13 protein-coding genes and 1 pseudogene are annotated in these 14,327 nt (G+C 68.9%); 9 read left to right on the plus strand and 5 right to left on the minus strand.

Annotated features, from left to right (window positions below):
- Window positions 1-6: 6 nt before the first annotated feature.
- Together ASE43_RS01850 and galU are read left to right on the plus strand one after the other, a co-directional pair.
- The gene (locus tag ASE43_RS01850) at window positions 7-1,920 is read left to right on the plus strand and encodes a nucleoside-diphosphate sugar epimerase/dehydratase (protein WP_056174633.1); all 1,914 of its coding nucleotides are present in this window, start codon (window positions 7-9) and stop codon (window positions 1,918-1,920) included.
- The gene (galU, locus tag ASE43_RS01855; protein WP_056174635.1) at window positions 1,920-2,819 is read left to right on the plus strand and encodes a UTP--glucose-1-phosphate uridylyltransferase GalU; all 900 of its coding nucleotides are present in this window, start codon (window positions 1,920-1,922) and stop codon (window positions 2,817-2,819) included. Before ASE43_RS01850 ends, galU begins: the two co-directional genes overlap by 1 nt.
- Before the next feature lie 226 nt (window positions 2,820-3,045).
- Here the strand turns inward: galU and ASE43_RS01860 are convergent.
- A pseudogene (locus tag ASE43_RS01860) lies at window positions 3,046-3,348 on the minus strand (DUF1232 domain-containing protein); the annotation flags it as partial.
- Window positions 3,349-3,476: 128 nt separating this feature from the next.
- Window positions 3,477-3,917, minus strand: a complete 441-nt coding sequence (locus tag ASE43_RS01865; protein WP_057159266.1) for a hypothetical protein — start codon at window positions 3,915-3,917, stop codon at window positions 3,477-3,479.
- Between the two features lie 71 nt (window positions 3,918-3,988).
- Between ASE43_RS01865 and ASE43_RS01870 the strand changes: the two genes are divergently transcribed.
- From ASE43_RS01870 to ASE43_RS01880, 3 genes are all read left to right on the plus strand, one after another.
- Complete coding sequence (locus ASE43_RS01870) at window positions 3,989-5,278, plus strand: FAD-binding oxidoreductase (RefSeq protein ID WP_057159267.1); 1,290 nt, start codon at window positions 3,989-3,991, stop codon at window positions 5,276-5,278.
- Window positions 5,275-5,634: a tRNA-binding protein gene (locus ASE43_RS01875; RefSeq protein WP_082576271.1), complete on the plus strand. Its 360-nt coding sequence runs from the start codon at window positions 5,275-5,277 to the stop codon at window positions 5,632-5,634. The genes ASE43_RS01870 and ASE43_RS01875 overlap by 4 nt, the downstream gene beginning before the upstream one ends.
- Before the next feature lie 212 nt (window positions 5,635-5,846).
- Complete coding sequence (locus ASE43_RS01880; protein WP_057159268.1) at window positions 5,847-6,134, plus strand: hypothetical protein; 288 nt, start codon at window positions 5,847-5,849, stop codon at window positions 6,132-6,134.
- Window positions 6,135-6,306: 172 nt separating this feature from the next.
- Here ASE43_RS01880 and ASE43_RS01885 read toward each other — a convergent pair whose 3' ends face one another.
- The 3 genes from ASE43_RS01885 to ASE43_RS01895 all read right to left on the minus strand — a co-directional run bounded on the left by ASE43_RS01885 (window position 6,307) and on the right by ASE43_RS01895 (window position 10,723).
- On the minus strand, window positions 6,307-7,512 hold the full coding sequence (locus ASE43_RS01885) for an acetyl-CoA C-acyltransferase (RefSeq protein ID WP_056174645.1): 1,206 nt from the start codon (window positions 7,510-7,512) through the stop codon (window positions 6,307-6,309).
- A gap of 100 nt (window positions 7,513-7,612) precedes the next feature.
- The gene (locus ASE43_RS01890; protein WP_057159269.1) at window positions 7,613-9,988 is read right to left on the minus strand and encodes a 3-hydroxyacyl-CoA dehydrogenase/enoyl-CoA hydratase family protein; all 2,376 of its coding nucleotides are present in this window, start codon (window positions 9,986-9,988) and stop codon (window positions 7,613-7,615) included.
- A gap of 114 nt (window positions 9,989-10,102) precedes the next feature.
- Entirely contained in the window at window positions 10,103-10,723 is a 621-nt protein-coding gene (locus ASE43_RS01895) for a TetR family transcriptional regulator (protein ID WP_056174648.1), read from the minus strand.
- A 218-nt stretch (window positions 10,724-10,941) separates the two neighbouring features.
- On the opposite strand from ASE43_RS01895, the gene ndk reads away from it, so the two are divergent.
- The 4 genes from ndk to ASE43_RS01915 all read left to right on the plus strand — a co-directional run bounded on the left by ndk (window position 10,942) and on the right by ASE43_RS01915 (window position 14,307).
- Complete coding sequence (ndk, locus tag ASE43_RS01900) at window positions 10,942-11,367, plus strand: nucleoside-diphosphate kinase (protein WP_055906769.1); 426 nt, start codon at window positions 10,942-10,944, stop codon at window positions 11,365-11,367.
- Window positions 11,368-11,475: 108 nt separating this feature from the next.
- The gene (gene rlmN, locus ASE43_RS01905; protein ID WP_057159837.1) at window positions 11,476-12,657 is read left to right on the plus strand and encodes a 23S rRNA (adenine(2503)-C(2))-methyltransferase RlmN; all 1,182 of its coding nucleotides are present in this window, start codon (window positions 11,476-11,478) and stop codon (window positions 12,655-12,657) included.
- The gene (pilW, locus tag ASE43_RS01910; RefSeq protein WP_057159270.1) at window positions 12,647-13,492 is read left to right on the plus strand and encodes a type IV pilus biogenesis/stability protein PilW; all 846 of its coding nucleotides are present in this window, start codon (window positions 12,647-12,649) and stop codon (window positions 13,490-13,492) included. The genes rlmN and pilW overlap by 11 nt, the downstream gene beginning before the upstream one ends.
- Window positions 13,492-14,307: a helix-turn-helix domain-containing protein gene (locus ASE43_RS01915; protein ID WP_157499677.1), complete on the plus strand. Its 816-nt coding sequence runs from the start codon at window positions 13,492-13,494 to the stop codon at window positions 14,305-14,307. The genes pilW and ASE43_RS01915 overlap by 1 nt, the downstream gene beginning before the upstream one ends.
- The last annotated feature ends 20 nt before the right edge of the window (window positions 14,308-14,327 follow it).

The following is a 14,327-nucleotide window of genomic DNA, read 5'->3' on the forward strand; positions in this document are numbered from 1 at the left end:
CATGGAATGAGCTCATGGCGCGATCGTCTTAAAGGTGCACTGCCGCGCATGGCGGTAGTCGCGCACGATCTCGCGATGGTGTGGTTGGTCTGGCAGGCCCTGTACCGTTTGCGCTTCGGCATCATCCCCGCCCCGGTTCCGCTGCCGCTGTGGTCGTCCGAGATCGCGCTGGTGATGGTGGCCCAGGGCCTGGTGTTCTGGCAGGTCGGTCTGTACCGCGGCCTGTGGCGCTTCGCCGGCGTGCCCGACCTTTGGAACATCTTCAAGGCCTGCATGCTCGGTCTGTTCGCGATCGTGCTGGTGCTGTTCCTCTATAACCGCCTCGACACCACGATGCCGCGCACGGTGCTGGTGCTGTATCCGGTGGTGCTGGTGGGCATGCTGGGCGCGCCGCGCCTGCTGTACCGCGCCTGGAAGGACAGCCGCGTCGAACGCGCCGACACCGCCTCGGTGCGCATCCTGATCCTCGGCGCCGGCCGTGCCGGCGAAGCGCTGGTGCGCGACCTGCGCCGCTTCGGCACCTACGAACCCGTCGGCTTCCTCGACGACGCCGCGCGCCTGCGTGGCAGCAAGGTCCAGGGCGTGCCGGTGCTGGGGCGCGTGCCCGAAGTGGCGGAGATCGCGCGCGAGACCGCGGCCAAGCTGCTGGTGATCGCGATGCCGTCGGCCGACGCCAACGCGCTGCAACGGGTGGTGATCGCCTGCGAGCGCACCGGGCTGCCGTTCCGGATGGTGCCGCGCCTGCAGGACGTGCTGGAAGGGCGTTCGCTGCCGGGCGAGTTGAAAGAGGTCGCGATCGAGGACCTGCTCGGCCGCAAGCCGGTACTGCCGGATTGGAAGGCGATCCGCAGCTGGCTGGGCGCGCGTTCGGTGCTGGTCACCGGCGCCGGCGGTTCGATCGGCTCGGAGCTGTGCCGCCAGTGCGCGCGCCACGGCGCACGCCGCATCGCCTTGATCGAGATCGACGAACTCGCCCTGACCCAGACCGAGGCCGCGCTGCGCCGCGACTTCCCCGATCTGGAATACATCCCCATCCTCGGCGACTGCGGCGATCCGGCGGTGATCGCGTTCGCGCTGGGCCAGTCCGAACCCGACGCGGTCTTCCACGCCGCCGCCTACAAGCAGGTGCCGCTGCTGGAAGCGCAACTGCGCGAGGCCGTGCGCAACAACGTGCTCGCCACCGCGACCGTGGCCAAGGCCTGCCGCGAGGCCGGCGTCGGCACCTTCGTGCTGATCTCCACCGACAAGGCGGTCGATCCGGTCAACGTGCTCGGCGCGACCAAGCGCCTGGCCGAGATGACCTGCCAATCGCTGGCCGACCAGCGCTCGACCCGCTTCGTGACCGTGCGCTTCGGCAACGTGCTCGACTCGGCCGGCAGCGTGGTGCCGTTGTTCCGCGAACAGATCCGCAGCGGCGGCCCGGTCACGGTCACCGATCCGGAGGTCACGCGCTTCTTCATGACTATCCCCGAAGCCTGCCAGCTGATCCTGCAGGCCTCGGCGATCGGCACGCACGAGGCGATCTACACCCTCGATATGGGCGAGCCGGTGCCGATCCGCCTGTTGGCCGAGCAGATGATCCGTCTGGCCGGCAAGCAGCCGGGCCGCGACGTCGCGATCATCTACACGGGCCTGCGTCCGGGCGAGAAGCTGCACGAGACCCTGTTTCACGCCGACGAGCGCTACCGCCCGACCCAGCACCCCAAGATCCTGCAGGCCGAGCCGCGCGAGGTGTCCGCCCACGCGATCGAGTCGGCCATCGCACAGCTGCGCGAGGCCTCGGCGCGCTACGACCGCGAATTGCTCAACCAGCTGCTGCGCATGGCGGTGCCCGAATTCGCGCCGGTCGGCGAGCATCCCGACTATGTCGAATCCGCCACCGTGGTGGCGTTCCCCACACGCAACGCCAGGAAGGTTTGATGGCCGCTCGCATCCGCAAAGCCGTATTCCCGGTCGCAGGGCTGGGGACCCGGTTCCTGCCCGCGACCAAGACCGTCCCCAAGGAAATGCTGCCGATCGTCGATCGGCCCCTGATCCAGTACGCCGTCGACGAAGCCATCGAAGCCGGCTGCGACACCCTGATCTTCGTCACCAACCGCTACAAGCACGCGGTCGCCGACTACTTCGACAAGGCCTACGAGCTGGAACAGAAGCTCGAACGCAGCGGCAAGCTCGAGCAACTGGAACTGGTGCGCAACGTGCTGCCTCCGGGCGTGCGGGCGGTGTTCGTGACGCAGGCCGAGGCGCTGGGCCTGGGCCATGCGGTGCTGTGCGCCAAGCCCGTGGTCGGCGACGAGCCGTTCGCGGTGGTGCTGCCGGACGACCTGATCTGGAACCGCGGCCCGGGCGCACTCAAGCAGATGGCCGACGCGGCCGAAATCTCCGGCGCCAGCGTGATCGCGGTGCAGGACGTGCCGCGCGAGCAGACCGGCAGTTACGGCATCGTCGCCACCGACGGTTTCGCCGCGCGCCAGGGCCGTATCCGCGCCATCGTCGAGAAGCCCTCGCCGGACGTCGCGCCCAGCAACCTGGCCGTGGTCGGCCGCTACGTGCTCAACCCGCGCATCTTCTCCCTGCTGGAGAACACCACGCCTGGCGCCGGCGGCGAGATCCAGCTCACCGACGCGATCGCGGCGATGCTCACCGAGGAGGCCGTTAACGCTTACCGCTTCCAGGGCACGCGTTTCGACTGCGGCACCCACTTGGGCCTGATCGAAGCCACGATCCGTTTCGCTCTGGACCACGAAGTGCTCAGCGACTCGGCGCGCCAGCTGATGCAGAACGCCTTGGCTGAGCTGGGCGTGGCGGATCTGGAGTGAGGCAGTAGCTAGTGTGAAGTAAGGAGCAACGAGTAGAGGCGGGCAGCTGTCTCACTCGTTACTACTTACTCGCTACTACTTACTCGTTCCTACCCCTAACCCGCAGCGCCAGAACGTCGCCATCGCCATCGGCCCGCGCAACGCGCGCACGGCGATGGCGGCTCGATCAAGGCGTGCCGCGATGCGCCCGATAGGCCAGCAACGCGCATAGCGCGGTGAACCCGATCCAGAGCGTCACGATCGCAGCGGCCGCGACGCGGCCTGCCAAACCGCCCTCGGGATCGCCGGCCTGCGCGGCGCGCGCGCGGCACTCGATCATGACGGTCGCTGGAATCATGCGGATCGCCCAGGCGATCCCTAGCGGAAGCAGGAGCAGGTCGTCCAGATAGCCCAGGACCGGGATGAAGTCCGGAATCAGGTCGATGGGGCTGAGCGCATAGGCCACGATCGCCGCGACCAGCAGCTTGGCGTACCACGGCGTGAGCGGGTGCCGCGCCGCGAGATAGAGCGCATGGATCTCGCGCTTGAGTTCGCGAGCGCGTTGCCGCAATGCATCGATCCACTGCACGTCTTCGACCTCTATGGCGCTTGGGCTGCGGGCACGCATCACGATGTATGCGAAGGCCAGTCAGGGCAACCGTTTCCTGCGCTTACCGTTCACCGGTAATACCAGAGCATCGCCATCGCCAGGACCGCGCACAGGATGGCCAGCACGCTCGCGGCCGCGGCCATGCGCCGCACCCGCACGATCCAGCGCTGCGCGACCACGCCGCGCAGCACGCGCACGTCGCGCAGGGTGCGCCAGTCGCGTGGTGGGAAGCGCCGCTCGGCCTGGGCCGCCGCGGCCAGACGCCGCAAGCTGCGCGCCAACAGCGACAGCGGGACCACCGGCAACAGCGCCAGCGCGACCAGCAGGCCGCGCAGCCAGCGCCGGGCGCGCTGCGGGTCGCCGTCCTGGGCCAGCTGGGTCGCGAGCCCGCTCAGCCAGCCGTCGAGTTGCCACAAGCCGAACAAGGCCAGCACCACGATCGCGGCGATGATCAGCAGGCTGCGCCTGCGATAGGCTAGGTCGGCCGGGTGGATGTCCGCTTCGCGCACCGTCGCGTTCCTGTGAGTCCGAGCGTTCCCGCGCATTTCAACAAACCCGACCGCCGCATTCCAGACCGCCCATGACCGTCCCCAGCTACTACCGCGCCACCTTGCCACCGACGCCCGAACGCCCGGCGCTGCAGGGCCGCCGCGAGGCCTCGGTGTGCGTGATCGGCGGCGGCTTCGCCGGGCTCAACACCGCGCTGGGCCTGGCCGAGCGCGGCGTCGCCGGCGTCGCCCTGATCGAGGCCCAGGGCCTGGGTCACGGCGCCTCGGGTCGCAACGGCGGTTTCGTGTTCGGCGGCTATTCGCGCGGCGAGGACGCGCTGCTGCGCGAACTGGGCCCCGAACGCGCGCGCGCCCTCTATGCGGGCACCACCGAGGCGGTCGAGCTGATCCGCACGCGCATCCATCGCCACGGCCTGGACTGCGACGCGGTCCAGGCCGGCGTGATCTGGGCCAATTGGTTCCGCGATCCCGAGGTCCTGCGTTCGCGCCAACGTCTGCTGGCCGAGCGCTACGGCGCCGAGTGGCGCTGGCTGGCGCAGGACGAACTGCGCGACCTGGTACGCAGCCCGCGTTACCACGACGGCCTGTTCGAACCGCAGGCTTTCCATTTTCACCCGCTCAAATACGCGCACGGGTTGGCCGCACTGGCCGAGCGCGCTGGCGTCGCCGTGCACGAGCGCACGCCGGCGACCGCGCTGCGTCGCGACGGCGCGGGGTGGCGGGTGATAACGCCGCAAGGCGAGATCGCCGCGCGCCAGGTCGTGCTGGCCTGCGGCGGCTACCTGGCCGGCCTGAGCGCGCGCGTGGACGCGGGCGTGATGCCGATCGCGACCTACGTCATGGTCACCGAGCCCCTGGGCGCGCGCCTGGACGAGGCTCTGCGCACGCGCGCGGCGGTCTACGACACCCGTTTCGCGTTCGACTACTACCGGCCGCTGCCGGACACGCGGCTGCTCTGGGGCGGCCGTATCTCGGTGCTGGACCGCTCGCCGGCGGCGGTGGAGCGCCTGCTGCGGCGCGACTTGCTCAAGGTGTTCCCGCAATTGGAGGGCGTGCGCATCGAGCAGGCCTGGTCCGGCCTGATGAGCTATGCGCGCCACCAGATGCCGCAGATCGGCCAGGTCGAGGACGGCCTGTGGCTGGCCCAAGCCTTCGGCGGCCACGGCGTGGCGCCGACCACCTACGCGGGCGAAGTGCTGGCCGCGGCGATCGCGCACGGCGATCCGCGCTGGCGCGAGTTCGCCCATTACGGCCTGGTCTCGGCGCTGAAGCCAGCGGGACTGCTGGGCGCGCAGCTGAGTTACAGCTGGGCCCAGTTCAAGGATCATTGGAAAGATTGGAACGAGGGCAGGCGCGCGTGAGCGAAAACGAAACCACGGTCGCCGGCGGCGATCTGAGCTGGAGCGAGTTCGAGCGGGTGATGCTGTGCGCGGGCACGGTGCTGCGGGTCGAGGCGTTCCCGGAAGCGCGCAAGCCGGCCTGGAAACTGTGGGTGGACTTCGGACCGCACGGCGTGCGCAAGACCAGCGCGCAGGTGAAACAGCTGTACACGGCCGAGGAACTGGTCGGGCGCCAGATCGTCGGCGTGATCAATTTCCCGCCCAAGCAGGTCGGCCCGTTCCGTTCCGAATTCCTGCTCACCGGCTTCCCCACCGACGAAGGCGTGGTGGTCACCGCGATCGAACGGCCGGTGCCGAACGGAACGCGCCTGGCCTGAGCTACCCGCACTGCTCTGGGGTAGGAGCGGCGTAAGCCGCGATCCGCCATCGCAGCAGCGACGCTAGCCTGTGGCGCGGTCGTGGCTTACGCCGCTCCTACACAAGAGTTGCCGGATTAAAAATGTTTAATCCCACGCCCAGCCGGCCGTAGTCTCGCCGCGCCTAGCCTGCGAACGCGATCGCACCGGTCGCGTCTTCGGGAGAGGCCGTCATGTTCCGTAAATCCCTGCTACCGATCGCCGCCGCCTTGCTGTCGCTGAGCCTGGCCGCCGGCGCCGCGCAACCCGCAGCGGCCACGCATCCGGCGCCCGCCGCCAAGCCCGCGCCCGCGCGTGCCGCCGTCCAACCGATGGCGGCCGCGGCCAAACCGGCGCCGGCCAAAGCGACCGCGGCGAACCACTGCCGCGATCCCCAGGGCAAGTTCGTGTCCTGCGACAAGCAGGCCGCCAGCAAGCGTTGCCGCGACGCCCAGGGCAAGTTCACCGCCTGCCCGAAGTAGTGCGCGCACGACGCCGGCTACCGTGGGCCGGGCGTCGCGCGCCCAGCGTGGTGCGAGGCGAGGGCAGTTCCGGCTGCCCTCGCTTTTTTTGTGGGCCGCAAACGCATCGGGGCGACCGTAGCCGCCCCGATGATTCGATGCGAAGGCCGAGGCCTTCGCTCGATGGCCGAACTCAGAGCGCCTCGAACACGCCCGCCGCGCCCATGCCGGTGCCGATGCACATGGTCACCAGGCCGTACTTCTGCTGACGACGGCGCAGGCCGTGGACGATGGTCGCGGTGCGGATCGCACCGGTCGCGCCCAGCGGATGGCCCAGCGCGATCGCGCCGCCCAGCGGGTTGACCTTGGACGGATCCAGGCCGCTGTCGCGGATCACCGCCAGCGCCTGCGCGGCGAAGGCTTCGTTGAGCTCGATCCAGTCGATCTGGTCCTGGGTCAGGCCGGCCTGCTTGAGCGCCTTGGGAATCGCCGCGATCGGGCCGATGCCCATCACTTCCGGGCGCACGCCGGCGACCGAGAAGCTGACGAAACGCGCGAGCGGGGTCAGGCCGTAGTCCTTGACCGCCTGGCCGGAAGCCAGCAGCACCGCGGCCGCGCCGTCGCTCATCTGCGAAGCGGTGCCGGCGGTGACCGTGCCGCCGAACTGGCCGTTGCGGAACACCGGCTTGAGCTTGGCCAGCGCTTCCAGCGAAGCATCGGCGCGCGGGCCCTCGTCCAGCTCGATCAGGCTCTTGCGCAGCTTGATCGTGTTGCCGCTCAGATCGGGCTGGTGCGACAGCACCTCGTAGGGGCTGATCTCGGCGGCGAACTCGCCGGCCTGCTGCGCGGCGATCGCCTTGCGGTGCGAGGCCAGCGCGAACGCGTCCTGGTCCTCGCGCGAAATCTTCCATTCCTCGGCGACCTTCTCGGCGGTGATGCCCATGCCGTAGGCGATGGCGACGTGGTCGTCCTTGAACACGCTGGGGCTCAGCGCGACCTTGTTGCCCATCATCGGCACCATCGACATCGACTCGGTGCCGCCGGCCAGGACCAGATCGGAGTTGCCCAGGCGGATCTCGTTGGCGGCCAGGGCCACGGCCTGCAGGCCGGAGGAGCAGAAGCGGTTGATGGTCTGCGCGGCGATGGTGTTGGGCAGGCCGGCCAGCAGCACGCCGATGCGCGCCACGTTCATGCCTTGCTCGCCCTCGGGCATGGCGCAGCCGATGATGGCGTCGTCGATGCGGTTGAGGTCGATGCCCGGGGCCTGCGCCACCACCGACTTCAACACGTGGGCGAGCATGTCGTCGGGACGGGTGTTGCGGAATACGCCGCGCGGGGCCTTGCCGACCGGGGTGCGGGTGGCGGCGACGATGTAGGCGTCTTGAACTTGCTTCATGATCTTTCTCCGAAAGAGGGATTCGGGATTAGGGATTCGGGATTAGTTAGGAACGGCGATTCGGGAACCGCTTTTGCGAATCCCGAATCTCGAATCACCAATCTCAGTTCCTCAGCGGCTTACCGGTCTTGAGCATGTGCGCGATGCGCTCCTGCGTCTTGGGCATCTGCGCCAGGGCGACGAAGTGTTCGCGCTCGAGCTTGAGCAGCCATTCCTCGTCGACCAGCGCGCCGCGGTCGACTTCGCCGCCGCAGATCACGGTGGCGATGCGGGTGGCGATCTCGTAGTCGTGCGGCGAGATGAAGCGGCCTTCCAGCATGTTGACCAGCAGCATCTTGAAGGTCGCGATGCCGACGTCGCCGGCGACCTGGACGCGGCGGCCGGGCAGGGGCGGGCGATAGCCGCTCTCGGCCAGGGCGCGGGCCTGGGCCTTGGCCACGTGCAGCAGTTCGAAGGCGTTGAACACCACCGCGTCGCCGTCGCGCGCCAGCTTGAGCTCGCGCGCCTCGAAGGCCGAGGTAGAGACCTTGGCCATGGCCACGGATTCGAACGCGGGCTTGAGCTGGGCGAACACATCGCCGCCCGGGCCGGCCGCGTCGGAGGCGCGCACCGCGAACTCCTTCAGGCCGCCGCCGGCCGGCAGCAGGCCGACGCCGGCCTCGACCAGGCCGATGTAGCTTTCCAGCGCGAACACGCTCTTGGCCGCGTGCATCTGGAACTCGCAGCCGCCGCCCAGGGCCAGGCCGCGCACCGCCGCCACCACCGGCACCAGCGCGTACTTGATGCGCTGACTGGTGGCCTGGAAGTTGGCGACCATGGCCTCGAAGCCCTTGAGGTCGCCGGCCTGCAGCAGGCCGAGCGCGCCGGACAGGTCGGCGCCGGCCGAGAACGGCTCCTTGGGCTGCCAGATCACCACGCCCTTGAACTTCTTTTCGGCGATGCCGATCGCTTCCTGGATGCCGTTGAGCACGTGGTCGTTGACCGTGTGCATCTTGGTCTTGAAGCTGATCACCGCGATGTCGTCGCCGTCGTCGGCCCACAGGCGGATGCCGTCGTTCTCGAACACGGTCTGGCCCTGCGAGAACTTCTCGCCGAGCAGGGCGTCGGGGAAGCGCTGGCGCGCGTAGACCGGGTTGGACGAGCGCGCGACCTTGGCGTTGCGGCCCGGGCTGTAGCTGCCGTCGGCGCCGTGCACGCCGTCGCGGCCGTCGAACACCCAGTTCGGCAGCGGCGCGGGCGCCATCGCCTTGCCGGCCACGATGTCCTCGGCGATCCAGTCGGCGACCTGCTTCCAGCCCGCGGCCTGCCAGGTCTCGAACGGGCCCAGCGACCAGCCGTAACCCCAGCGCATCGCGAAGTCGACGTCGCGCGCGGTGTCGGCGATCGATTCCAGGTGGAAGGCGCTGTAGTGGAAGCTGTCGCGGAACACCGCCCACAGGAACTGCGCCTGCGGATGGCCGCTGGCGCGCAGGGCGGCGAACTTCTTGGCCGGGTCGCGCTCCTTGAGCAGGGCGGCGACGTCGGCATCGAGCTCACCGGCCGAGACGCGGTAGTCCTGCGCCTTGAGGTCGAGCACCAGGATGTCCTTGCCGCGCTTGGTGTACACGCCGGCGCCGGTCTTCTGGCCCAGCGCGCCCTTTTCGATCAGCGCGGCCAGCCACTTGGGCGCCTTGAAGTACGAGTGCCAGGGGTCGTCGGGCAGGGTGTCGGCCATGGTCTTGATGACATGGGCCATGGTGTCCAGGCCGACCACGTCGGCGGTGCGGTAGGTCGCCGACTTCGGGCGCCCGATCGCCGGACCGGTCAGGGCGTCGACGGTGTCGAAGCCCAGGCCGAACTGCTCGGTGTGGTGCATCGCGGCCAGCATCGAGAACACGCCGATGCGGTTGCCGATGAAGTTCGGGGTGTCCTTGGCGATCACCACGCCCTTGCCCAGGGTGGTGGTGAGGAAGGTTTCCAGGCCCTCGAGCACGCTGGCGTCGGTGCCGCGGGCCGGGATCAGCTCGGCCAGGTGCATGTAGCGCGGCGGGTTGAAGAAGTGCACGCCCAGGAAGCGGTGGCGCAGTTCCTCGGGCAGGACTTCGGCCAGCTTGTTGATGCCCAGGCCGGAGGTATTGGAGGCCAGCACGGTGTGCGCGGCCACGAACGGCGCGATCTTCTTGTACAGGTCTTGCTTCCAGTCCATGCGCTCGGCGATGGCCTCGATGATCAGGTCGCAGTCGCGCAGCTGTTCCAGGCCGGTCTCGTAGTTGGCCGCGCTGATGCGCTCGGCCAGGCCCTTGGCGGCGAGCGGGGCGGGGCTGAGCTTGCCCAGGTTCGCGATCGCCTTGGCGACGATGCCGTTGGGGTCGCCCTCCTTGGCCGGCAGGTCGAACAGCACCGTGTCGACGCCCGCGTTGGTCAGGTGCGCGGCGATCTGCGCGCCCATGACGCCGGCGCCCAGGACCGCGGCACGGCGGACAAGCAATTTATTAGACATCGTCTGCAACTCCTTGGATTGATTGCATTTATGTTGCAGCGTCCGGACGGAAACGGAGGCGAGGGCCCCGGTGGGGTCGCCCGGACGCGACAGGAAAAAGCGGCTGGGCGCGGCTCAGCTCTTGAAGCCGGCGGCGGCGAAGCGGATCAGTTCGCGGCCCGCGCGTTCACGATGCGCCGCCTCGGTGACACCGGCGGGACGCTTGATCAGGCCGAAATCGGCCATGGCATAGGTCAGGGCGCCGGCCAGGAAGTCCAGGCGCCAGTACAGCTCTTCCTTGCTCAGGCCCGGCACCGCGGCCGCGATCGCCTTGGCGAACTCGCGCAGCACGTGGCCGTAATGGTCGGACAGGAACTTGCGCAGGCTGTCGTTCTTCTCGGCATAGGCGCGGGCGACCACGCGCACGAAGGCGGCGCCGCCGTGGCGGTCCTGGGCCAGGGCCAGGGCCGGTTCCACGAACGCGGCCAGGATCGGATCCAGCTCGCCCGGATGCTGCTGCACGGCCTCCTGCAGGGCGCTCAGGCGCTGCCGGCTCATGTCGTCCATGCGTCGGCGGAACACCTCGTTGACCAGGTTTTCCTTGCTGCCGAAGTGGTAGTTGACCGCCGCGATGTTGACGTCGGCGCGGCTGGTCACCTGGCGCAACGAAGTGCCGGTGAAGCCGAACTGGGCGAACAGTTCCTCGGCGGCGCCGAGAATGCGGTCCTTGGTGGAGAAATGCGCGGTGGCGGCCATGGGGCTCCGGGGCTGGGCTGAATCAAACGCTTGTTTGATCCTAGTCCCGCCCCGGCCGGATCGTCAACGGATTTTCAGCACAACCGTGCAAATCGCCTGACCGATCCGGTAGAATTACCGTAGCCATATTGGCTAAACCCGCGTCCTGTCGCGGGTTTTCTGTTATTCTCGGGCCCTCGCAAGGAAGCAGCAGCGGCCCGCCTACCCGGAGAATTTCCATGGCGCTGGAGCGCACCCTGTCCATCATCAAGCCCGACGCCGTCGCCAAGAACGTCATCGGTGAGATCTACACGCGCTTCGAGAAGGCGGGCCTGAAGGTCGTCGCCTCCAAGATGAAGCACCTCTCCAAGCAGGAAGCCGAAGGTTTCTACGCCGTGCACCGCGAGCGTCCGTTCTTCGCCGCCCTGGTCGAATTCATGATCAGCGGCCCGGTGGTGATCCAGGCGCTGCAGGGCGAGAACGCCGTGCTCAAGCACCGCGACCTGATGGGCGCGACCAATCCGAAGGACGCCGCGCCGGGCACGATCCGCGCCGACTTCGCCGACAGCATCGATGCCAATGCCGTGCACGGCTCGGACAGCCTGGAGAACGCCGCGATCGAAATCGCGTACTTCTTCCCGGCCACCGACGTCTACGCGCGCTAAATCGCCGTGACCGAGCTGCGCGCCAACACGAACGATCTTCCGCATGCCGGCGACGCGCCGGCGGCGGCAACGCCCGTGAGCGCGCAAGCCCTCGCCAACGACGTCGCGATCGCGGCGGCGCAGCCGGCCACGCCCGGCTACGTCGCCGTCGATCCGAGCAAGACCAATCTGTTCGATCTCGACCGCGTGTCGCTGGAAGATTTCTTCGAGCAGACCCTGGGCGAGAAGCGCTTCCGCGCGCACCAGGTGATGAAGTGGATCCACCACCGCTACGTCACCGACTTCAACGACATGACCGACCTGGGCAAGGCGCTGCGCGCCAAGCTCGAGCAGCATGCGCAGGTGCGCGTGCCGCAAGTCGTGTTCGACAAGGCCTCGACCGACGGCACCCACAAGTGGCTGCTGGGCATGGATCCGAAGAACGCGATTGAAACCGTGTTCATTCCCGACAAGGGCCGCGGCACCCTGTGCGTGTCCTCGCAGGTCGGCTGCGCCCTGAACTGCCAGTTCTGCTCCACCGCCACCCAGGGCTTCAACCGCAACCTGTCGACCGCCGAGATCATCGGCCAGGTCTGGGTGGCGGCGCGCCATCTGGGCAACGTCCCGCATCAGCAGCGCAAGCTCACCAACGTGGTGATGATGGGCATGGGCGAGCCGCTGGCGAATTTCGACAACGTCGTGCGCGCCATGAGCATCATGCGCGACGACCTGGGCTACGGCCTGGCCAACAAGCGCGTGACCCTGTCCACCGCCGGCATGGTGCCGATGATCGACAAGCTCGGCGAAGTCAGCGACGTCTCGCTGGCGGTGTCGCTGCACGCGGCCAACGACGAGTTGCGCAGCGAACTGGTCCCGCTCAACAAGAAGTACCCGATCGCGCAGTTGATGGAAGCCTGCGTGCGTTACGCGCTGCGCAAGCGCGGCACCTCGGTGACCTTCGAGTACACCCTGATGAAGGGCGTCAACGATCAGCCCCAGCATGCGCGGCAGCTGCTGCGTCTGCTGCGTCAGTTCGACAACGCGGTGCAGATGAAGGACGCCGCCAAGGTCAACCTGATCCCATTCAATCCGTTCCCGGGCACGCGCTACGAGCGCCCGGACGATGCCGCGATCCGCAGCTTCCAGAAGCTGCTCAACGACGCCGGCATGATCGCGCCGGTGCGCCGCACCCGCGGCGACGACATCGACGCGGCCTGCGGCCAGCTCAAGGGCCAGGTCATGGACCGGACCCGGCGCCAGGCCGAATTCCGCAAGAAACTCGAATCTCAAGGGCTGGGCGATGCGGCTTGAAGGACGTCCGCTGTGGGTCAAGTGGCCGCTGTTGGCGGCGCTGATCGCGCTCGCCGCGATCTCGCTGTCCGGCTGCAAGCGCTTGACCTTCGTGCGGCCGAACTTCGATAAGGCCAAGTACGAGCACACCGGGCCCGACTACGCGGTGCGCGACGACAAGCGCACCAAGGACGCTTCCTCGGCGCGCACCCGGGTCCAACTGGCCCAGGCCGCGCTGCGCAACGGCGACCTCGACGGCGCCGAGCGCGACGCCCGCACCGCGCTCAAGGCCGACCCGCGCTCGGTCGACGCCATCACCATCCTGGGCGCGGTCGCCGAACGCCGTGGCGACATGGCCGGGGCAGGGCAGCACTACAAAAAGGCGGTCGATCTCGCACCCGAGCGCGGCGCTTTCCTCAACAACTACGGCGCCTGGCTGTGCGCCAGCGGCCACGCCGCCGAATCGCTGAGCTGGTTCGACCGCGCCCTGGCCGACAGCGCCTACGCCACCCCGACCGCGGCGCTGGCCAATGCCGGCAGCTGCGCCGCCACCGCCGGCCAGACCCAGCGCGCCGAGCGCGACCTGCGCACCGCGCTGGCGCTGGACGCCAACAACGCGCTGGCCCTGGGCGGCCTGGCGCGGATCGAGCTGCAGCAGGGCAATGCCTTCGAGGCCCGGGCTTTTTCTGAACGCAGGCTGGCTGCCGCCCCGGCGGATCCGGACGCGCTGGTGCTTGCGTCACAAATCGAACAAAAACTCGGCGACACGGCTGCCGCCGCAAGATACGTTCAGCGTCTACGGGCGGAGTTCCCTGACGCGCAGGGCTCCGGGACAGGGGATGACGGTAAGCGATGATGCTTTCTAACGAAGTCGCGCCTGACGGCGGGGGTAGCTGTGGCGCGCGCCTGAAACTCGCCCGCGAACGGGCCGGTCTGTCGCACGCGGACGTGTCCGCGCGCCTCAAGATGCCGACCCGCGTGGTGCAGGCGCTGGAAGAGGACGACCTGTCGCGCATCGGCGCGCCGGTGTTCGTGCGCGGCCAACTGCGCAGCTATGCGCGCCTGCTCGGGGTCGATCTGGAACCCGAACTCGACCGTGTCGCCGTCGCCCAACTGGCGCCGTCGCAGCTGGTCAGCCACACCCACACGCCGCGCTACCGCCGCGTGTTCGAACAGGCCACCCGCCGCGCGATCTACATCGTGCTGACCGCCGCGATCGCGGTGCCGGTCTGGCTGGCCACGCGTCCGCACCTGGACAGCAACCTGGCCGTGCAGTCGCTGGACGTGCCGGCCAGCGCGCTGGGCGCCGGCGCCACGCCCTCCACCGAACCCGCCGCCGCGGCCCAGCGCACCCCGCTGATCGCCTCGATGGCACCGCTGCCGGCCGCGCCGGCGGCGCAAGCGCAGACCGCCTTGTCGCTGAACTTCACCGGCGACAGCTGGGTACAGGTCTACGCGACCGACGGCAGCACCCTGGAACAGGGCCTGCTCGGCGCCGGCGAACGCCGCAGCTACGCCGCCGGCGAAGTCGCGCGCGTGGTGCTGGGCAACTCGTCCGCGGTCGAAGTGCAGCAGGCGGGCCAACCCGTCGATCTGGCGCCGTTCAGCCGCGCGAACGTCGCGCGCTTTACGCTATCCTCTGACGGTTCCCTCGCGCCGGTCTCCGACTGACCCGCGACGCGGGTCTGCGC

It is taken from the genome of Lysobacter sp. Root983 (genome assembly GCF_001429345.1).
Classification (GTDB): Bacteria; Pseudomonadota; Gammaproteobacteria; order Xanthomonadales; family Xanthomonadaceae; genus Lysobacter.